Source organism: Desulfocurvus sp. DL1XJH-121, assembly GCF_054819825.1.
In genome coordinates this window covers 22,643-41,756 of the sequence record NZ_JBTVWW010000018.1, presented here as the reverse complement: position 1 = coordinate 41,756, position 19,114 = coordinate 22,643, and the positions used below count along the sequence as shown (strand labels likewise).

Here is a 19,114-nt window from a genome sequence, read left to right as displayed (position 1 = left end):
AGAGTTGAAGATGAAGAAGACCGTCGTCACCACCTGCACGCGCGACTGCGCCAACACCTGCGGCCTGGTGGCCACCGTGGACAACGGCCGCCTGGTGAAGCTCGCGGGCGATCCGGACCATCCCCTGACCCGGGGCGTGGCCTGCCACAAGGCCGCCAAGTACGTGCGCCGCGTGTACAATCCCGAGCGCGTCACCCATCCCCTGATCCGCAGGAACGGCGTGTTCGAGCGCGCTTCCTGGGACGAGGCCCTGGACCTCGTGGCCCAGCGCATGCAGGACATCGCCGCCGAGACCGGGCCCGAGTCCATCCTCTACTACCAGGGCTACGGCGAGCGCACGGCCCTGAAGCTGCTGAACAAGTATTTCTTCAATCTCTTCGGGCCGGTGACAACGCTTCGCGGGTCCCTGTGCGGGGGCGCGGGCCAGGGCTCCCAGAACCTGGACGTGGGCGACCGCGTGTCCCACGACCCCCTGGACCACTACAACAGCGCCTCCATGATCCTCTGGGGCCGCAACCCCGTGTCCACCAACATCAGCCTGGTGCCCATCATTCGCGACATCAGGAAGCGCGGGGGCCGGGTCATCCTGGTGGACCCGGCGGCCAGCCGCTCGGTCCAGCTGGCGGAGCGGCACATCGCCCCGCATCCGGGCCGGGACTGCTTCCTGGCCATGGCCGCGGCCAAGCTCGTGCTGGCCGCCGGGGCCGAGGACCGCGAATTCCTGGAAAATCGCACCGAGGGCTGGGCCGAGTACCGGTCCATCCTGGATCGCTACGAGGTGGACGACCTCTGCGCCCGGGCCGGGGTGTCCGTGGATGACGCCGAGTACCTGGCCGAAACCCTCATGACCCAGCGGCCCACGTCCATCCTCATGGGCTGGGGCCTGCACCGCTACGAGTACGCCGACTATTCCATCCGTTGCGTGGACGCCCTGGGCGCCGTGGCGGGCCTGCTGGGCGCGCCCGGGGGCGGGGTCAGCCAGGGCTTCGAGGAATACGGGGCCTACGACGAGCAATGGTGGGGCGACCACCTGCACCCGGACCGGCGCACCCTGCTCATGCCCACGGTGGGCGAGGAACTGCTGGCGGCCACGGACCCGGCCATCCGCATGATCGTGGTCACCGCGGCCAACCCCGTGTGCATGGCCCCCAACGCGGACAAGGTGGCCCGGGCCTTCAAAAAGGCCGAGTTCATCGTCTATTCCGGTCACTTCCTGGACGACACCTCGGACCTCGCCGACGTCTTCCTGCCCGCAACGACCTTCCTGGAGGAGGACGACTTCATGGGCAGCTACGGGCACAACTTCGTTGGGCCCGTGAACAGGGCCATCGAGCCCGTGGGCGAGTGCCGCTCCGAATTCGAGATGTTCCACGGCCTGGCCGCGCGCTTCGCGTTCGCCGAGGAGTTTCGCAAGAGCGCGGAGGAATGGTTCCAACTGCTGCTCAAGCCCGTGCTGGACCTGGGCGTATCCCTGGACGAGCTGCGCGAGTGCGCCTACCGCCTGCCCGCGCCCATGGTGCCCTACGAGGGCGGCGTGTTCCCCACGCCCTCGGGCAAATACCGTTTCATCACCGAGCTGGAGCCCGCCAACCTCGCGGACTGCCCGCCCGAGTATCCCTTCCGCTTCCTGACCATCGCGGCCCACGGCTACATCTGCTCCGAGCGGACCATGGCCGAGCACACGGCCCTGCCCGAGATAACCATGAACGCCGTCGACGCCGGGGCCCTGGGCCTGGAATCCGGGGCGCCCGTGGAGGTCTCGAGCCTGCATGGCCGGACCACGGCCCTGCTGCGCACGGACCCGGACCAGCGCCCGGGCGTGGTGGTGGCCGAGCGCGGAGGCTGGGCCAAGGCCGGGCACGGCCTGAACCGCCTGACCAGGGACCTGGCCAGCAAGGTGGGCAACGGCACCCCGTACTACGAGTCCTGCGTGTCCGTGGCTCCGTGCGCCGGGGAGCGGGCCCGGGTGCTGGTGGTCCAGCACTGCGACCGTGCGCCCGGGGGCAACTTCTGCAAGCAGTTGGAGCGCCGGGGCGCGGAGCTGACCACCCTTTGGCCGGAAAACGGCGACGCCCTGCCCGCGAACCCGGACGGGTACGACGCCCTGGTGGTCCTGGGCGGGCCGCAGCACGCCTTCGACGACGGGCCCTCGCCCCATTTCCCTCGGCTGCTGGAGTTGATGCGCGCCTTTGACGCGGCGGGCAGGCCCGTGGCGGGCATCTGCCTGGGCTGCCAGCTCCTGGCCCGGGCCCATGGCGGGCAGCCAGCGGCCATGGGCGACCTGGAATACGGGTTCACGGCCCTGGAGGCCACCGCCGAGGGCGGCGAGGATCCGGTGCTGGCCCCGGCCCTGCCCCTGCCGCGGCTCATGGAATTTCACCAGGACACCTTTTCCCTGCCCCCGGAGGCCGCTCTCCTGGTGCGCGGCGCGGCCTGCCCCAACCAGGCCTTCCGCGTGGGCAGGGCCTCCTACGGCTTCCAGTTCCATCTGGAGGCGGACCCGCCCACCGTGGCCGCCTGGATCGAACTGCTGCAAAAGGACGAGGAGGGCGAGTTCGCCCGCTACGCGCACAGGTACGACGCGGAATTCTTTGGCGAGTTCCAGGCGGACCTGGCCCTGCTCACCGCCCGTTCCGAGGAATTCTGCCGCAAGGTGGCCGACGTCTGGCTGGATCTGGCCCGCAAGGACCGCCCGTAGCGCGCTTTTCTTTTGCCGGTCCGGGGGCTAGTCTGCGGTTCGCCGCGGCGGGGATTCGTCTTTCCTCGCGGTGCGCCTCGGGACCCCAGCGAAGGACGCCGGTAGTGCCTTTCCACATTTCGCAGCACGCACAAGGCCGCGGACACGGCGTCCGCGGCCTTCGGCGCGTTGCCCGGATGCCTCCGGGCGGCGGGCCTCATGAAGGGCTTCTCCCCTCCCCTCAAAAGTCCCGCCTGTCTCTAGTCAATTTTCAGGCTGTCCCAAAACGCACGATTGCTGCGTTGCCGCGGGAAATGCAAACCCTCGCGTATTGGGATACGCGTCGGTCTCGCATTTCCCTTGCGCCTTGCACTCGCACATTTTGGGCCACCATGAAAACTCCTTGTTATCAGTATGTTACTAGCGCAGTATGGTTATCTCACGCTCATGCATCAGGCGCATGATCTCCAGCCGGTCGCGGCCGTCGCGCTTGGCGCTCGGGCCCGCGAGGGCGGTCGTCTCGCCCCGGGGTTCGTTCAGGAACGTCAGGTGCCACCACACGTCGTCCATGCTCACGTGCCGCCGCAGGTAGGCCTCGGCCGGGGCGTGGCTGAAGTGGTGGACCAGGGCGTTCATGACCACGGCCCCGCGCAGGTTGTCCCGGCGCAGGGCCGAGTTGATGTAGAACTCGTCGGCCCGCGAGATTCCCTGGGGCAGGCGCAGGGGCATGGGCACGATGCGCTCCACCATGTCGCCGTCGAACAGCAGGCAGTCCGCGCTGATGTGGCTCAGGTACACGTGCCTGGGCCGTTCCAGGGCGAAGTACTTGCCCACCAGGTCGTCGTGCAGGACCTTTTCCCAGACGAAGCGGTGGTAGATGCTGTTCCGTTCCATGGGCGTCGTGGGCAGGCGGCGGCGCTCGTCCGGGTAGTGGGCCCGCAGCACGCGGTCCAGGACTTGGCGGCCCGTGCGGCTCACGGGCGTCATGGCCGAGATCACGGGGATGCTTTCCTGGCCCCGGTGCAGCTTGTAGCTGGCCAGCAGCCGCTCCAGCCAGTGGGGCGTCACGAACACGTCCTCGGACAGGCGCAGGATCACGTCGTTCTTGTGGCGCTCCATAATGAAGTTTTCCATGGACACCATGGCCGGAATCTGGCCTCTGGGCGTGGCGTGCACGTCGATGACGTTGGGATGCCTGCGCTGGAAGGACTTGATGATCACGGCGTGCTCGTCGGTCACGTCGTTGGCCACCACGTAGATCTTCTTGAAGCGGGACAGGTCGGTGTACAACTCGAGGCACTTGACGCAGAGCAGGAAACAGTCCACCCGGTGGGACGTGAGAAGCATCAGAACAGGTCTGATGCCCTGGGATTTCGGGGTGATGTCGATGATCCTGGCCATGCGTTCCTCGCGCTTTCCGATCCCTGGAAGGGGCAGGGGCACAATTTGCCTTCTGGGTGCAAGTCTTATCGGGCGTTATAGGGATTACTTTAGGGCTGCGGCCCGGTATTTTTCATTTTTGTGATAACAGATTAGGACTAAAGGAGATTTCGGCAGTGATTTTTTGCGAACACGGGCTTCCGGAAAGGGGCCCCTCAGAAAGCGCGGGCCGCGCGGCCGGGCCCGGGGAGACTTTCCATGAACGATGAAGCCGCCCGGCGGCGGATGTATATTTTTCTCCTGGCCCTGACCGTGGCCTCCACCATGGGGCTTCAGGGCTGGCGGACATTGGTCAACAATTTCGCTGTGGAAGTGGCGTCCGTGGACGGCCTGGGCATGGGCGTGGTGCAGTCCGTGCGCGAGGTGCCCGGGTTCTTGTCCCTGCTCGTGGTCTATCTGCTGCTGGTGGTGAGCGAGCACCGGCTGGCGGCCCTGAGCGTGCTGATCATGGGCCTGGGCGTGGCGGCCACGGGGCTGCTGCCCTCGGTCTGGGGCCTGACCTTCACCACCCTGATCATGTCCTTCGGCTTCCACTTCATGCAGACCTGCAACCAGTCCATGAGCCTGCAGTACTTCGACAGGAACACGGCCCCGGTGGTCCTGGGGCGGCAGCGCAGCGCCGGGGCACTGGGCAACCTGGTCATCGGCGGCGTGGTCTTCCTGCTAGCCGGGGGGATGGATTACATGGCCATGTTCGGCCTGCTGGGCGGGGTCGTGGTCCTGGGCGGAGCGGGGCTCTTGTTCTTCCGGCCCGAGGTGCGCCCCGTGGCCGTGCAGAAAAAGGGCATGGTCCTGCGCAAGCGCTATTGGCTGTACTACGTGCTGACCTTCCTGGCCGGGGCCAGGCGGCAGGTGTTCGTGGCCTTCGCCGTGTTCCTGCTGGTGCAGCGCTTCGGGTTCAGCGTGCGCGAGGTCACGGTGCTCTTCGTGGTCAACAACGTCATCAACTGGTTCGCGGGGCCGCGCATCGGCTGGGCCGTGGCGCGCCTGGGCGAGCGCAAGGTGCTCAGCGTGGAGTACGCGGGGCTCATCGTGGTCTTCATGGTCTACGCCCTGTCCGAGAGCAAGGGCCTCGTGGCCACGATGTACGTGGTGGACAACCTGCTCTACGGGTTCAGCCTGGGCATCAACACCTTCTTCCAGAAGATCGCGGACCCCGGGGACATCGCCCCGAGCATGGCCGTGGGCTTCACCATCAACCATGTCGCTGCGGTGATCATCCCCTTTGCGGGCGGCCTGCTCTGGACCCTGCGCCCCTCGGTGGTCTTCATGGCCGGAGCCGGTATGGCGGCCTTGTCCCTGTTCTTCGTGCAGCTGATCCGCGTGCCGGAGGAAGCGTAAGCCGGGCTTGGCCACGCCGCAGGCCGTTCAAAAATAGTGAGATGCAAGGCGCAAGAGAAATGCAAGACCGAAGCGTACTCCCCGTACGTGAGGTTTTGTATTTTTCGCAGCAACGCCGCAGATTGCTGTTTTTCAACGGCCTGCTAGATGTCCAGGGTCTTTTCGCCGCGCAATAGGGCCTCGGCCTCCTCGCGGGGGATGGGTCGCGAGAACAGGTAGCCCTGGGCGTATTCGCAGCCCAGCTCTTTGAGCATCTCGTTTTGTAGGGGGGTGTCCACGCCCTCGGCCACCACGGCCACGCCCAGGTTCTTGGCCAGGGAGATGATGGACCGCACCAGGACCTGGGACTCCCGGTCCTCCCCGAAGCGGGAGATGAAGCTGCGGTCGATTTTCAGGGCGTCGATGGGGAATTGCCGGAGGTAGGACAGGGACGAGTATCCCGTGCCGAAGTCGTCCATGGACAGGGAGATGCCCAGGGTCTTGAGCTGGCCCAGCATGTCCGAGGCCAGGGACGAGTGGTTCATGAGCACGGTCTCGCCGATCTCCAGGCAGATGTTGGCCGGGGTGATGCCCGTGCGTTCCAGGAATTCCCGGATCTGCGAAACCAGCGTGGGCTGGATGAACTGCTTGGTGGACAGGTTCACGGAGATGGACAGGGGCGCGTCCGGCGGGAACTCCCGCTCCCAGTCCGCGAGCATGGAGCAGACGTTCTCCACTATCCAGATGCCCAGGGGATGGATGAGCCCCGTGTCCTCGGCCAGGGGGATGAACTCCCCGGGCGCGATCATGCCCAGGCGCGGGTGCAGCCAGCGCACCAGGGCCTCGAATCCGCACAGGCGCTTCTGGTTCAGGTCCACGATGGGTTGCAGCAGGATCGTGAAGTGCCCCTGCTCGATGGAGCGGCGCAGCTCCATCTCCATCTCCAGCAGGCGCAGGCTCTGCTCGTGCATGCGCTGGCTGAAGACCTTCAGCCTGCGGGCGCCCCCGGATTCCTTGGCGTGGTACATGGCCGTGTCCGCGTCGCGCAGCACGGCCTCGGGGCTGTCGTACTGGTCCGTGAGCAGGACGACGCCGATGCTGGCCGAGGTGTGCACGTCGTATCCCGAGAGGCGCGCGGGCTCGGCCACGGCGTTGGCGATGCGCCGGGCGATGGTGATGGCCTCCTTGGGCTGGTGCATCTCCTCCAGGAGCACGGCGAACTCGTCGCCGCCGAAGCGGGCCACCGTGTCCATGCCGCGCACGGCCTGCTCCAGCTTGCGCGCCACGTGAATGAGCAGCTCGTCGCCCACGTTGTGGCCCAGGCTGTCGTTGACGATCTTGAAGCGGTTCAGGTCCATGTACAGGACCGCGTACACGTACTCCCTGCGGCGGCGCGAGCGCTTCATGGCCATGCGCATGTGGTCCAGGAACATGATGCGGTTGGGCAGGCCGGTGAGGGGGTCGTGGAAGGCCTGGTGCCGCAGGCTGATCTCGGCCTCCTTGCTGTCGCTCACGTCCTGCACGGAGCCCTCGTAGAAGCCGATCTCGCCGTCCTCGTCGCGCACGGCCCGGGCGTTCTGGGTGACCCAGACGATGTGCCCGTCCCGGCGCCGGGCCTGGGACTCGAAGCCGCGCACTTCGCCCGTTTCCACCAGCTGGGACCAGAATTCGCGCCCCCGTTCCTCGTTGACGTGGAAGCTCTCCATGCCCGAATTGGCTGCGGCCAGCAGCGCCGAGGGCGAGGCGTAGCCGTAGATGCGGGCCATGGCCGGGTTGGCCGCGATGTACGTGCCGTCGGGCGAGATCTGGAAGATGCCCTCCAGGGCGTGTTCGAAGATGCCCCGGTACTTGGCTTCGGCCCGGCGCAGGGCCTGCTCGGCGGCGCCGCGCTCGTGGGCCTCGGCCAGCAGGCGCTTGTTGATTTCGGACAATTCCCTGGTGCGGCGCTCCACGCGCTGCTCCATCTCGTCGTGGGCCTGGCGCAGGTTTTCTTCCGCGCGCTTGCGCTCGGCGATGTCGCGCAGGATGCAGACCACGTTCACGTCGCCGTGCACTCCGAACAGGGCCAGGGACATCTCCGCCGGGAATTGCGAGCCGTCCGCGCGCCCGGCCGTGAGCTCCAGGGAGGCGCCCCTGGACGGGGCTCCGGCCTCGGGGTCGTAGCCCTCGGCCAGGCCCGAGCGGGCCAGGATGTCGCGCATGGCCGCGCCCAGGAAGCGGCCCGCATCGCCGCCCGCGAGACCGTTCTCGCCTTCGCCCAGCATCCGCGCCAGGGCGGAATTGTGCCTGAGCACCGTGCCGTTCAGGTCAGTGACCAGGAGCCCGTCGGCCATGCTCTGGAGGATCGCCGAAACAGTGGCCAGGGCGTCCTGCATCTCGTCCGTGGCGTTCTCCACGGCGTTTTCCAGGCCGCTGATGAGCCCGGCGAGTTCCTCGGCCGTGGAGCGCAGGGTCGTGGCCAGCTCGCCCACCTCGTCCCGGGCGCTGATGTCCACGTGGGCCTCGAACTCGCGGTTGCGGATCCTGCGCGCGTATTCCGTGAGCTGCACCAGGGGCTTGGATATCTGTTCCGTGAAGAACCAGGCCGCCAGGGTGCAGACCGCGAACAGACCCAGGGCCAGGATCTGGGTGTTCAGGACGGAGGCCTTGATGGCTTGGGCGATGAGCCTCTTGTCCATGCCGATGTGGATGCTGCCCGCCTCGCCCGCCAGCACCGGGTGGGCCACGTGGATGAATTCGCCCACGCCCTGGGCCTTCACGGCCATGCTCCTGGGCTCCCTGATCCGTCCCATGTCCGTGGTGCGCAGGTCCCAGAGGGCCGCCGTGACCTCCGGGGGCACCTCGGGCACGAAGGTGTGGGCCACCACGTCGCCCGAGCGGGAGAGCACCAGCACGTAGGACACGCCCTCGATCTCCAGGAACTGGTCGATCTTGGACTGGATGCGGGCCGCGTTTTCCGAGAGCAGGAGTTCCACGCTGGAGTTGGCCAGGGACTTGCCGATGGCCAGGGCCTTGGATTCGTATTCCCGCGACAGGCGCTGGTTCAGGGTCCAGCCGGAATACAGCGACGAAATCGCGGCGATGACGCCGAAGGCCACGAGCATGAACAGGAGCGTCTTGCGCAGCAGGCGGGACATCTTCATTTGCGCCACCGCCCGAAGTCGGAGATCGGCACGGGCCCGCCGGGTTCCACGCTCACGAAATACACGTCGCTCAGGGCCTGGTTGCAGCCAGGGGCGAAACACGCGGGCGGGCCGATGCCCAGGTCGAAGGGGGCCTCGCGGCAGGCCTTGGGTATCCCGGCCTGGTCCGCCTGGGGGCCGAGGCGCCTTAAGACCTCCACCACCAGCTTGGCGTTGAGGAAGCCCTCGAAGGCCACGGGGTTGAGGCTCGGGGCCGGGCAGGGGGCCTGGACGAGGCCCGGCGGAAGCGAAGGCGGGTGCGCGGCCAGGAGGCGCTTGAAGTCCCGCACCGCGGGCAGGGTTTCGTCCTCGTGGCTGGGCGTGGTCAGGCTGCCTATGAGCCCGGCGGCGAGGGGCTCGACGTGCTCGCGGCGCAGGATGTCCTGCACCTCCCCGGCCGGGGCGAAGGACAGGACGGCCACGGGCGCGTCCAGGCCCAGGGCCTGGGCGTCCCGCACGAAGGCGGCCACGGCCTCGGCCGTGCCCGCCGCGATGACCGCCTCGGGTTTGACGCGGGCCAGGGCCCGCACCTGGGGCCGCATGTCCGTGGCGAAGCCTGAGCCTCTGCGGTAGGTGGCCTCGGCGGCGATGGCCAGGCCGCTTTCCGCCAGGGCCGCGCGCACCCCGCTCCAGGCGCTGCGGCCGAAGGAGTCCACCTGGTAGAACACGGCTATGCGCGTGCGCCCCGCGGCGAGGAAGCGGTCCACCAGGGCCCGGGTCTCCTGGGCGTAGGAGGCCCGCAGATTGAAGACGTACTGGTCGTAGGGCGGCTGGCGCAAAAAATGCGTGCCCGAAAGCGGCGTGAGCAGGAAGACGTTGCGGGCGGCGTAGCGCTTGAGCAGGGGCAGGATGCGTGTGGCCGTGGGCGTGCCCACGTAGTTGAACAGGGCGAAGACGTCGTCCTTCTCCACCAGGCGCACGGTGTTGGCTATGGCCGGGTCCGGGGCGTAGCCGTCGTCCAGGGCCAGGATCCGGACCGGGCGGTCGTGGATTCCGCCCTGGCGGTTGACCTCGTCCAGGTACAGGGCCGCCCCGCGCCAGAGTTCCACGCCCAGGCTCCGGGCCGGGCCGCTGAAATCCGCGGACATGCCCAGCACGATGGCCTCGCCGGCCGTTGCGGGCCGGGCGCACAGCAATGCGGCCAGCAGGACGAGAGCCTGGATGTACGACGCGCGATTCATGCCTGCTCCGAAAGGGGTGCCTAAGTGTAGACCCCATACCAAAGTTGCCCAGGATAAACAAACAAATATCGCCATAATGGCGCTTCCCCCGGGCTCGCATTCCAGCCGGGCCTGTGCTAAAAACCACGGCTTCGGGCGGAGAGGCTTTCACGCGCCGCCAAAATACGGAGGAAAAAATGGATCGACCGCGCATCGTCGTCATGGACGGCTTCAACCTGAACCCCGGGGACAACCCGTGGGACGAGGTTGCTGCCCTGGGAGAACTCACCGTGCATCAGCGCACCGCCGCCAGCGAGGTGCTGGAGCGCGCAACCGGGGCGGACGTGGTCTTGACCAACAAGGTCGTGATCCCCGGCGACGTGATCAAGGCCCTGCCTGACTTGAAATTCGTTTCCCTGCTGTCCACGGGATACGACAGGGTGGACATCAGGGTGGCCGCCGAGCGGGGCATCCCGGTGTGCAACGTGCCCGCCTACAGCACCACCACCGTGGCCCAGTTCGCCTTCGCCCTGATCCTGGGCCTGAACCACCGCGTGGCCGATCACGACAGGGGCCTGCGCGAGGGCCTTTGGCACAAGGGTGGCCTGAACTGGGGTTTCTGGAACGCCCCGCAGGTGGAGCTGGCCGGCCAGACCATGGGCGTGGTGGGCTTCGGCGATATCGGCTCCCGCGTGGCCGAGTTGGCCCATGCCTTCGGCATGCGCGTCTTGGCCTACGCCCCCCGGCCCAAGCCCGCGCCCTGGTACAAGCCTTTCGGGTTCGTGTCCCTGGAGGAGCTGTTCGAGCAGTCCGACGTGGTCAGCCTGCACTGCCCCCTGACCGCGGACAACGCGGGCTTCGTCAACGCGTCGCTCATCGACCGCATGAAGTCCGACGCCATCATCGTGAACACCGCCCGGGGCGCGCTGATCAACGAGGACGACCTCCTGGCCGCCCTCACGGCCAAGCGCATCCGCGGCGCGGGCCTGGACGTGGTGGCCAAGGAGCCCATGGTGGCCGACCACCCGTTCCTGAAGCTGGACAACTGCCTGCTGACCCCGCACATGGCCTGGGGCTCCCTGGCCGCGCGCCAGCGGCTCATGCACCAGACCGCCGAGAACATCAAAGCCTGGATGGCCGGAGCGCCGGTGAACGTGGTCAACGGCCTCTGATCCGACGGAAAGCCATGCCTTTTGGGGGCGGGGCGGCTTTCGGCCGCCCCGCCCCCGTGCGTTCCGGGCGTTTGAACTCCCCGGGGGATGTGTTAGTTTGGCGTTGTATGGATACAGGCCCGCAGCATGATTGCAAGGAGTTCCCATGAGCGACCGCGAAAAGCACGACCATCAGGACGCCCCCGGTGACGGGGACTGGCTCCTGCCCGAGGACAGCCGTGAGCACCTGCGCACGGCCTTCGCCGAGATGCCCGCCCCCGTGACCGTGGAGGTCTTCACCCGGGAGGGGGACAACGATCCCTACAACGAGGCCGTGACCAAGTTCCTCAAGGACGTGGACCGCCTGGGCGAGAAGATCACGGTGAACCACAACGGCCTGGACGGGGACAAGGCCAAGGCATACGGGGTGGACCGCTCCCCGACCCTGCTCGTCGAACCCGATAGATTCCGCCTGCGTTACACGGGCGCGCCCCTGGGCGAGGAGGCGCGGGTCTTCATCGAGATCCTGCTCCTGGCGTCCCAGGGCAAGAGCGGCCTGTCCGAGGCCTCGCGAGGGTTTCTGGCTGAGTTGGACGAGCCGCGCGACGTCCGGGTCTTCATCAGCCCCACCTGCCCCTATTGCCCCGGCCAGGTGAGCCTGGCCATGCGCGCCGCTCTGGAGCGGCCGGACCTCGTGTCCGCCGAGTGCGTGGAGACCGGGGAGAACCAGGATCTGGCCGAGAAATTCGACGCCCGCTCCGTGCCGCTCACCGTGACCAACGGGACCTTCCGCCAGAACGGCCTGCTGCCCGAGGAACGCTTCGTCCTGGAGCTGGTGCATCTGAAGGACGCCGAGGAGCTGCTCAAGGAATTCGAGGGCAGGGAGGACAACCCCGTGCCCCAGGCCGAGGCCGCGCCCGCCGGGGCCTATGACGTGATCGTGGCCGGGGGCGGCCCCGCCGGGCTCACGGCGGGCATTTACGCCGAGCGCAGCGGTTTGAAGACCCTGGTGCTGGAGAAGAACGTGCTGGGCGGCCAGGTGGTGCTGACCCCCGAGGTGGAGAACTACCCCGGATTCAGGCAGGTGGGCGGCCAGAAGCTGGTGGAGATGATGGCCGAGCAGGCCCGGGTCTATTGCACGATCCACGAGGGCGAGGGGCTCACGGAGCTCAAGATCGGCAAGGCCATCGAGGTCTTCACCTCCAAGGGCCGCTACACGGCCAAGGCCCTGGTCCTGGCCACCGGGGCCAGCGCCAAGCGCCTGGGCGTGCCCGGGGAGAACCGCTTCTTCGGCCAGGGCGTGTCCGTGTGCGCGTCCTGCGACGGCTGGGCCTACAAGGGCAAGGATGTGGTCATGGTGGGCGGGGGCAACACCGCACTCACCGAGGCCCTGCACCTGCACGCCATGGGCGTGAACGTGACCATCATGCACCGCCGGGGCGAGTTCCGCGCGGAAAAGCATCTCCGCAACGCTGTGGACCGGGCCGGGATCAAGGTGGTCTGGAACACCGTGGTCCTGTCCTTCGAGGGCGGGGATGACGGCCTCTCCGCCGTGCGCGTCAGGAATGTGGAGACTGGCGAGGAGAGCGAGATCAAGACCGACGGGGTCTTCCTGGCCATCGGCTGGAATCCGGACACCGAGCTGGCCGAACAGGTGGGCTTGGCCCTGGACCAGTGGGGGTACATCAAGGTAGACCGGTCCATGCGCACGAGCATCCCACGCATCTACGCCTGCGGCGACGTGGTGGGCGGCGTGCAGCAGATCGCCACGGCTGTGGGCGAGGGCGCCACCGCGGCCCTGGCCCTGTTCGAGGACATCTCCAACCCCTACTGGACCCGCGCGGAATAAGACCCATGCACTACGACGGCACCATCATCCGTCCGCCCAGCGAGGCGGACAGCATCCTGTTGGAAGTCACCACCGGCTGTTCGCACAACAAATGCACCTTTTGCGGGGTGTTCAAGAACGAGCGCTTCCGCATCAAGCCCATGGACGTGATCCGCGAGGACGTGCATTGGGCCGCGCGGAACATGCCCCGGGCCCGGCGCATGTTCCTCTGCGGGGGCGACGCCCTGGTCATGCCCCAGGCGCGGCTCCTGGAGATCCTGGCCCTGGTGCGCGAGGTCCTGCCCCGGGTGGTGCGCGTGGGCGTGTACGGCAACGCCAAGTCCATAGGCATGAAGAGCGACGCGGAACTGGCCGAGCTGGCCGGGGCCGGGCTGGGCATCGTGTACATGGGCCTGGAGTCCGGGGACGACGCCACCCTGGCCGAAGTGCGCAAGCACGGCACCAGCGAGGCCATCGTCCGCGCCGGGCGGCGCGTGCGCGAGGCGGGCATGCGCCTGTCCGTGACCGTGCTCCTGGGTCTGGCCGGGGAGGAGCGCTCCCTGGAGCACGCCCGGTCCACGGGCCGGGCGCTGACTGCCATGGCCCCGGACTACGTGGGCGCCTTGACCCTGATGCCCATGCCGGGCACCTCCCTGCATGAGGACTGGGAGAGCGGCGCGTTCCGTCTGCCCGGGGCCCTGGGCATGTTGGCCGAGCTGCGGGAGATGCTGGCCGCCACGGACATGGACGGCGGCCTGTTCATGGCCAACCACGCCTCCAACTACCTGCCCCTCAAGGTGCGCATGCCCGGGGGCAAGGCCGAGGCCCTGGCCTCCATTGACAAGGCCCTGGCCGGGGAGCGGGCCCTCAAGCCCGAGGGCTTCCGGGGCTTCTGACCGCCCGTCCGGCGCTCGATCCGCATATGGCTTGGTTCCGGAATCCCAAGAATACCGCCTGTGCCGCTTGACATGGATGATTAATAGTAATAGTTATTACTCAGGAGGAGCCTATCCCATGTCCGAACCCAAGCCCCAGAGAATGACCAAGCAGCGCAGGATCATCCTGGACGAGTTGCGCAAACTGACCTCGCACCCCACGGCCGACGAGCTTTACGAGATCGTGCGCAAGCGCCTGCCGCGCATCAGCCTGGGCACCGTGTATCGGAACCTGGAGGTGCTCTCCGAGAACGGGGACATCCTCAAGCTGGAGAGCGCGGGCAGCCAGAAGCGTTTCGACGGCGAGGCCCGCGCCCACTGCCACGTGCGTTGCGTGCACTGCGGCCGCGTGGGCGACGTGGAGGGCGAGGTTCCCGCGCCCTCGGTGGCGGGGGTCACGGCCCCCGGGTTCACCATCACCCAGGGAAGCGTCGAGTTTTATGGAGTTTGTGAACGCTGCGCCGGCACCCACTAGGCAGACTGCCCCAAAACGCACGTTCGCTGAGTTGCTGCGAAAAATGCAAACCCTCGCGTAGCGTAACCGCGGGGAGTACGCGTCGGGCTTGCATTTTTCTTGCGCCTTGCGCCCGCACATTTTGGAACAGTTTGCCAAGCTTCGGCTGATGGGGGGAGTCCGCGGTGCGCTTCGCTGCCGCGGATGGATGGGAAAGATTTGGAGTTGGACGAAAGCAGAACGCCCCCGGGGTCCGGGGGCGTTTATTTTATGGGGCGTTTAGTCTTTGTTGGCGGATTTCATGCGCGGGGATTTTTCGATCAGGTCCAGGAGCAGCAGGGCCGAGGTCATGTCCTTGTTGTTCCTGGTGTTGACCTCGCCCAGTACGTAGTCCTTGAGGGAGCGCACGGCCTCCTTGAGTATCTGGCTCTTGCCCGGGTCGTAGTGGTAGGCCGCGTCCAGCACGCAGAGGATCAGGTATTGCCACTCCTCGTTGGAGCGCACGTGATAGCGCAGGATCTCCCTGATCTTGAGGATGGCGAAGACCTGGCCGCCGATGCTCGTGTAGTCGCGGGCGAAGATTTCGCTGTCGTTGATGCGCGGGCGCGGGTAGAGGGTTGCCTCCAACCCGCATTCCGGCTCTTTGGCGCGGCGGAATTCGTCCAGGGCGATGACTGAGCCCATGAATCGTGCCTCCCGTGGGGAAGTTTGGTTCGTCCCGGTTGAGGGATTTCCTGCAGAAACCCCATGCCGTTCTTTTCGGCCGCGCCCGGGAAAACATTAGCCGGATTCGGGACGGGATGGGGGTGTCCGAATTCCGACGCAAGGCCCGGGACACGGGCGTTTTACGGCCTTCGCAACCCTTGTTTCTCCTTGTTTTACGGGTCTAAATCGAGGTTCATCCATGGCTGGTCCGATAATTGCTCAAATGCCTCCAGATTGGAATCAACGGGGGCCGCCCCCCGCAACCACACGGAGACGCACGAGCATGAGACCCCGAACCCCCGAACCGACCCAGGAAGAGATGAACAGGACCTTCGAGCAGCTGCGCGCCCACCTCAAGCCCAAGGTGCTTGCGGATGTCATGCACAGCGGCCTGCGCGACAGCGTGATCAACGAGTACAAGGACCTGGCCCTGGCCACCCGCGACCTCATCGACCTGTTGAACGCCACGGGCGCGGCCAGCCTGCTCATGGGCAAGGCCGTGGAGCAGTACGAGCATATCCTTGCAAAATTTTCCGTGAGCGGCCAGCGCATGCGGCTGCTCATCGACGAGTCCTCGGCCGTGGACGAGACAGCGCTCCTGGCCATTGCGGGCGACGAATATTCGACGGTGAACTAGCGTCGAAGCGCCCGCGCTTGAGAGGGGAATCGCGTCCAGGAGGGACGCGCCGTGTGATTGTCTCCTTGGGGGGACGCGAAAGAGCGCCCGGCCGGATGGCCGAGCGCTCTTTTTATTCTTTTAGAGGCTGTCCCACACAGCCTCCCCTTGTATGGTTTAGGGCGGCCTAAAGGTCCTTGAGCATCTTCACCGCGCAGAACTCGCCGCACATGGCGCATTCCTTGAGATCCTTGTGCTCCTTGCGGCGCTCGTGCAGGGCCGAGGGGTCCAGGGCCACCTTGGCCATCTTGTCCCAGTTCAGTTCGGCGCGCGCCTTGTTCATGGCCATGTCGCGCTGTCTGGCCAGGGGGCGGCCCATGGCGTTTTCCGCGGCCTGGGCGGCGATGCGCGAGGCCATGACGCCCGCGAACACGTCCTTGCCGTCGGGCAGGGTCAGATGTTCGGCCGGGGTCAGATAGCACAGGAAGTCCGCGCCGGAGCTGGCCGCGATGGCGCCGCCGATGGCACCCACGATGTGGTCGTAGCCCGGGGCGCAGTCCGTGACCAGGGGCCCGAGCACGTACAGGGGCGCGCCCATGCACAGCTGCTTGATGCCCTGGATCTGGGCCTGCACCAGGTTCATGGGCACATGGCCGGGGCCTTCGATCATGACCTGCACGCCCGCGTCCCAGGCGCGCCGGGTCAGCTCCGCCAGGGTCACCACCTCTTCCCACTGGGCCGTGTCGCCCGCGTCGCACCCGGCCCCGGGGCGCATGCCGTCGCCGAGGCTGAGGGTCACGTTGTGGCGCTTGGCGATGTCCAGGAGCCTGTCGTACTGCTCGTACAGCGGGTTTTCCTTGCCCGTGTCGCGCATGTAGCGGGCGGTGATGGAGCCGCCGCGCGAGACCACGCCCATGACGCGCTCGGCCTTTTCGGCCAGCTCGGCGCTGCGGAGGGTCACGCCGCAGTGCACGGTCATGAAGTCCACGCCCTGCTCGGCCTGGGCCTCGATTTCCTCGAACAGGCCGTCGGCGGTGAAGGTGGCCGGATGGGCCCCGGCGCGCACGCGCTTCTGGGCGGCGGCGTACAGGGGCACCGTGCCCAGGGGCAGGGGGCAGGCTTCGAGGATGCTTTGGCGGATGGCGTCCAGGTCGCCGCCCGTGGACAGGTCCATGATGGTGTGGGCGCCGGCGGCCCGGGCCAGGTCGACTTTTTTCAGTTCCTTGGCCGGGTCCTCGATGAGGGGCGAGGTGCCCAGGTTGGCGTTGACCTTTATGGTGGCGGGCTGGCCCACCAGGATGGGGGCCACGTTCTTGTGGGCCGGGTTGGCCAGGAGCACCATGGTGCCCTGGGCCACGGCCTGGCGGATGGTATCCTCGTCCAGGGCCTCGAGCCCGGCCAGGTCGGAAATGTGCCGATTCAACAGGTCGTTCAGAATGGCGTTCTCAGGCATGGCGGCAATGTATCCTCTTAAGGTTGTCGGGCGCCGCCCCGGCGGGCGCGCCACAGCAGATAGGCACCAAACAGTGCGAGGGGCAGGGAGAGCAGCTGGCCCATGGTCAGTCCCAGGGCCACCTGGCCCAGCTGCGGGTCGGGCTCGCGCACGAATTCCACCAGGAAGCGGAACACGCCGTAGCACAGGGCGAAGAGCCCGGACACGGCCCCGGCCGGGCGGCGGCGGGAGGAATAGACGAACAGCGTGACGAACAGGACCACGCCCTCCAGGGCGAATTCATAGAGCTGCGAGGGATGGCGGGGGTAGGGACCGGCCTGCCAGCCCGGAAATATCATGGCCCAGGGCACGTCGCTGACGCGTCCCCAGAGCTCCGCGTTGATGAAGTTGCCCAGCCGCCCGGCGGCCAGGCCGATGGGAACCAGGGGCGCGATGAAGTCCGAGACCTGCCAGAAGGAGCGGCCGGTCTTCCTGGCGTGCAGGACGAAGCAGGCCAGCACGCCCAGCAGCCCGCCGTGGAAGGACATGCCCCCGTTCCAGATCTTGAGGGCCTCCAGGGGGTGGGCCAGGTAGGCCATGGGCTCGTAGAACAGCACGTAGCCCAGCCTGCCGCCAAGGACCACGCCGAACATGCACAGGGCCACCAGGTCGTCCACCTCGCCCGGCTTCCAGCCCGAGCCCGGGCGCGAGGCCCGCCAGCGCCCCAGGAGCCAGCCGCCCGCGAAACCCACCAAATACATCAGCCCGTACCAGCGCACGGACAGGGGGCCGATGCTGAAGGCCGTTGGGTCGAAGCGTGGATAGGTGAGCATGGGGGTCCTTTTTCGGCTGCCCGGGCAAACTCTTCAGATTGCTATGAAGTTGTCTGGCGCAGGCCGTTCCAAAATAGTGAGATGCAAGGCGCAAGAAAAATTCAAGTCCGACGTGTACTCACCGTACACGAGGGTTTGAATTTTCCGCAGCAACGCAGCAGATCGCTGTTTTGGGGCGGCCTGCTAAGCGTTGCGTTTGAGCCAGTCGGCCACCAGGGCGCGCTCCTCGCCCCAGCCCTCGGAAAACCGCAGGGTCAGGAACTGGAAGTACGCCGCGTCCAGGAATTCCAGGCAGCGCTCCACGAGATACATCTTTTCCAGGAAGGGCGCGTCCGGGTCGTCGCCCTCCTCCTGCTTGAACTCCACCTTGGGCGTTTTCAGGGAGTTCAGGCTGAAGTCTTCGGCCTTGACGGTGGTCTGCCAGGAGTCGGCGTCCACTTCGATGCGGATCAGCGCCTTGGAGACCTTCTTGCCCAGGGTCAGCCCGGCCTTGGCCTCCTTGAGTTCGCTCATCAGCCCGGAGACCGAGGTGGTCTCCTTGGCGTCGCCCTCGCCGCCGGTCACGGAGATGCGCTGCTCCATGTACAGGGCGAAGGCCTCGTTGTCCGGCGTGCTGAAGGTGCCGCCCAGGGCCTCGCTCTTGTACCACAGCCAGGTCAGGAAATCCTGGCCCAGCATCACGTCGGAGGCCTGTCCGAGGTATTCGTTTTCCATGGTCGGCTCCTCTTACGCGAAGATGGCGGGTTCGTAGTCGTCGAGCTGGGCCTGGCGGTTCTCGCCCAGGACCTGCAGCGCCTGATAGTAGGGCGTCAAAGGCTCGAGGTGCAGGTCGAAAGTCAGGGTGAAGCAGTCCTCGAACAGGGACCGCAGCTTGGACTGCACCGAGGCCAGGTAGATCACGCCCGAGCGTGTGTTCCAGACCACGTCGAAGACGGCGGGGATGGGCAGGGTGCGCGCCATGATCCGCAGCTTGGTCTGGTCCTTGAGCTCGCGCTTGCGGTCACGGGAAACGAACTTCTTGCCGTCCTTTTCCATGCGCTCCATTTCGTCGTTCATGGCCAGGGTGAAATGCTTCTTGAGCACGGCGGCGGAGATGCGTCGGGTGTCCAGGCGCAGGGCGAAGGTCAGGAACTCGCCCTTTTCCGGGGGCGCGACCCTGAAGGCCGGGTCCAGCATGTCGTCGAAGGAAACCCAGCCGAAGGACCGTTCGTCCGCGGTGTGGTCGATGTCCTGGAAGGCGTTGCGCTTGAGCCTGTCCAGGATTTCGGGCCACAGGGTGTCGGGCACCTCGCCCTGGATGCGGTAGCGCGTGAAACTTGTGCTGGCGGAGAGAAATCCCACTGGACGCTCCTTGGTTGCGGCCCGCGCGCGGGCCGTGTCG

General features: G+C 66.8%; 15 protein-coding genes. 7 read left to right on the top strand and 8 right to left on the bottom strand.

The window, feature by feature from the left end; translation table 11 throughout:
• The first annotated feature begins 10 nt into the window (after window positions 1–10).
• Window positions 11–2,698 (top strand): molybdopterin-dependent oxidoreductase, encoded by a 2,688-nt coding sequence (locus ACYYG1_RS12610; RefSeq protein ID WP_461210676.1) that lies wholly within the window; start codon window positions 11–13, stop codon window positions 2,696–2,698.
• A 399-nt stretch (window positions 2,699–3,097) separates the two neighbouring features.
• On the opposite strand, the gene ACYYG1_RS12605 is transcribed toward ACYYG1_RS12610, so the two are convergent.
• Window positions 3,098–4,078 carry a glycosyltransferase family 2 protein gene (locus ACYYG1_RS12605; protein ID WP_461210675.1) on the bottom strand — a complete coding sequence of 327 codons (981 nt, stop codon included), beginning with the start codon at window positions 4,076–4,078 and terminating at the stop codon, window positions 3,098–3,100.
• 237 nt (window positions 4,079–4,315) lie between these two features.
• Here ACYYG1_RS12605 and ACYYG1_RS12600 point away from each other — a divergent pair, with 237 nt between their 5' ends.
• Complete coding sequence (locus ACYYG1_RS12600; RefSeq protein ID WP_461210674.1) at window positions 4,316–5,458, top strand: MFS transporter; 1,143 nt, start codon at window positions 4,316–4,318, stop codon at window positions 5,456–5,458.
• A gap of 143 nt (window positions 5,459–5,601) precedes the next feature.
• Here the strand turns inward: ACYYG1_RS12600 and ACYYG1_RS12595 are convergent, their stop codons facing one another.
• Both ACYYG1_RS12595 and ACYYG1_RS12590 read right to left on the bottom strand, forming a co-directional pair.
• A complete protein-coding gene (locus ACYYG1_RS12595; RefSeq protein ID WP_461210673.1) occupies window positions 5,602–8,580 on the bottom strand; it encodes an EAL domain-containing protein in 2,979 nt (992 codons plus the stop codon).
• A complete protein-coding gene (locus tag ACYYG1_RS12590; protein WP_461210672.1) occupies window positions 8,577–9,800 on the bottom strand; it encodes an ABC transporter substrate-binding protein in 1,224 nt (407 codons plus the stop codon). The genes ACYYG1_RS12595 and ACYYG1_RS12590 overlap by 4 nt, the downstream gene beginning before the upstream one ends.
• Before the next feature lie 176 nt (window positions 9,801–9,976).
• On the opposite strand from ACYYG1_RS12590, the gene ACYYG1_RS12585 reads away from it, so the two are divergent.
• The 4 genes from ACYYG1_RS12585 (at window position 9,977) to ACYYG1_RS12570 (ending at window position 14,168) form a co-directional block, all read left to right on the top strand.
• Window positions 9,977–10,951 (top strand): D-2-hydroxyacid dehydrogenase, encoded by a 975-nt coding sequence (locus ACYYG1_RS12585; RefSeq protein ID WP_461210671.1) that lies wholly within the window; start codon window positions 9,977–9,979, stop codon window positions 10,949–10,951.
• A 145-nt stretch (window positions 10,952–11,096) separates the two neighbouring features.
• Window positions 11,097–12,779, top strand: coding sequence for an FAD-dependent oxidoreductase (locus ACYYG1_RS12580; RefSeq protein ID WP_461210670.1), 1,683 nt, complete (start codon window positions 11,097–11,099; stop codon window positions 12,777–12,779).
• A gap of 5 nt (window positions 12,780–12,784) precedes the next feature.
• Window positions 12,785–13,654, top strand: coding sequence for a radical SAM protein (locus ACYYG1_RS12575; protein ID WP_461210669.1), 870 nt, complete (start codon window positions 12,785–12,787; stop codon window positions 13,652–13,654).
• Between the two features lie 118 nt (window positions 13,655–13,772).
• On the top strand, window positions 13,773–14,168 hold the full coding sequence (locus ACYYG1_RS12570) for a Fur family transcriptional regulator (RefSeq protein ID WP_461210668.1): 396 nt from the start codon (window positions 13,773–13,775) through the stop codon (window positions 14,166–14,168).
• A gap of 258 nt (window positions 14,169–14,426) precedes the next feature.
• Here ACYYG1_RS12570 and ACYYG1_RS12565 read toward each other — a convergent pair whose 3' ends face one another.
• Window positions 14,427–14,831, bottom strand: a complete 405-nt coding sequence (locus ACYYG1_RS12565; protein WP_461210667.1) for a hypothetical protein — start codon at window positions 14,829–14,831, stop codon at window positions 14,427–14,429.
• Between the two features lie 304 nt (window positions 14,832–15,135).
• On the opposite strand from ACYYG1_RS12565, the gene ACYYG1_RS12560 reads away from it, so the two are divergent.
• The gene (locus tag ACYYG1_RS12560) at window positions 15,136–15,489 is read left to right on the top strand and encodes a hypothetical protein (protein WP_461210666.1); all 354 of its coding nucleotides are present in this window, start codon (window positions 15,136–15,138) and stop codon (window positions 15,487–15,489) included.
• A gap of 166 nt (window positions 15,490–15,655) precedes the next feature.
• On the opposite strand, the gene thiC is transcribed toward ACYYG1_RS12560, so the two are convergent.
• The 4 genes from thiC to ACYYG1_RS12540 all read right to left on the bottom strand — a co-directional run bounded on the left by thiC (window position 15,656) and on the right by ACYYG1_RS12540 (window position 19,074).
• Window positions 15,656–16,930 (bottom strand): phosphomethylpyrimidine synthase ThiC, encoded by a 1,275-nt coding sequence (thiC, locus tag ACYYG1_RS12555; RefSeq protein ID WP_461210707.1) that lies wholly within the window; start codon window positions 16,928–16,930, stop codon window positions 15,656–15,658.
• Between the two features lie 8 nt (window positions 16,931–16,938).
• Window positions 16,939–17,733 (bottom strand): prolipoprotein diacylglyceryl transferase, encoded by a 795-nt coding sequence (gene lgt, locus ACYYG1_RS12550; protein ID WP_461210665.1) that lies wholly within the window; start codon window positions 17,731–17,733, stop codon window positions 16,939–16,941.
• A 183-nt stretch (window positions 17,734–17,916) separates the two neighbouring features.
• Entirely contained in the window at window positions 17,917–18,447 is a 531-nt protein-coding gene (locus ACYYG1_RS12545) for a hypothetical protein (protein WP_461210664.1), read from the bottom strand.
• 12 nt (window positions 18,448–18,459) lie between these two features.
• Window positions 18,460–19,074 carry a hypothetical protein gene (locus ACYYG1_RS12540; RefSeq protein ID WP_461210663.1) on the bottom strand — a complete coding sequence of 205 codons (615 nt, stop codon included), beginning with the start codon at window positions 19,072–19,074 and terminating at the stop codon, window positions 18,460–18,462.
• Window positions 19,075–19,114 lie beyond the last annotated feature (40 nt).

Excerpts from the sequence above, each read along its gene's own strand:
- ACYYG1_RS12610 (WP_461210676.1), top strand. The coding sequence starts at position 11 with ATGAAGAAGACCGTCGTCACCACCTGCACGCGCGACTGCGCCAACACC.
- ACYYG1_RS12605 (WP_461210675.1), bottom strand. The coding sequence starts at position 4,078 with ATGGCCAGGATCATCGACATCACCCCGAAATCCCAGGGCATCAGACCT.
- ACYYG1_RS12600 (WP_461210674.1), top strand. The coding sequence starts at position 4,316 with ATGAACGATGAAGCCGCCCGGCGGCGGATGTATATTTTTCTCCTGGCC.
- ACYYG1_RS12595 (WP_461210673.1), bottom strand. The coding sequence starts at position 8,580 with ATGAAGATGTCCCGCCTGCTGCGCAAGACGCTCCTGTTCATGCTCGTG.
- ACYYG1_RS12590 (WP_461210672.1), bottom strand. The coding sequence starts at position 9,800 with ATGAATCGCGCGTCGTACATCCAGGCTCTCGTCCTGCTGGCCGCATTG.
- ACYYG1_RS12585 (WP_461210671.1), top strand. The coding sequence starts at position 9,977 with ATGGATCGACCGCGCATCGTCGTCATGGACGGCTTCAACCTGAACCCC.
- ACYYG1_RS12580 (WP_461210670.1), top strand. The coding sequence starts at position 11,097 with ATGAGCGACCGCGAAAAGCACGACCATCAGGACGCCCCCGGTGACGGG.
- ACYYG1_RS12575 (WP_461210669.1), top strand. The coding sequence starts at position 12,785 with ATGCACTACGACGGCACCATCATCCGTCCGCCCAGCGAGGCGGACAGC.
- ACYYG1_RS12570 (WP_461210668.1), top strand. The coding sequence starts at position 13,773 with ATGTCCGAACCCAAGCCCCAGAGAATGACCAAGCAGCGCAGGATCATC.
- ACYYG1_RS12565 (WP_461210667.1), bottom strand. The coding sequence starts at position 14,831 with ATGGGCTCAGTCATCGCCCTGGACGAATTCCGCCGCGCCAAAGAGCCG.
- ACYYG1_RS12560 (WP_461210666.1), top strand. The coding sequence starts at position 15,136 with ATGAGACCCCGAACCCCCGAACCGACCCAGGAAGAGATGAACAGGACC.
- lgt (WP_461210665.1), bottom strand. The coding sequence starts at position 17,733 with ATGCTCACCTATCCACGCTTCGACCCAACGGCCTTCAGCATCGGCCCC.
- ACYYG1_RS12545 (WP_461210664.1), bottom strand. The coding sequence starts at position 18,447 with ATGGAAAACGAATACCTCGGACAGGCCTCCGACGTGATGCTGGGCCAG.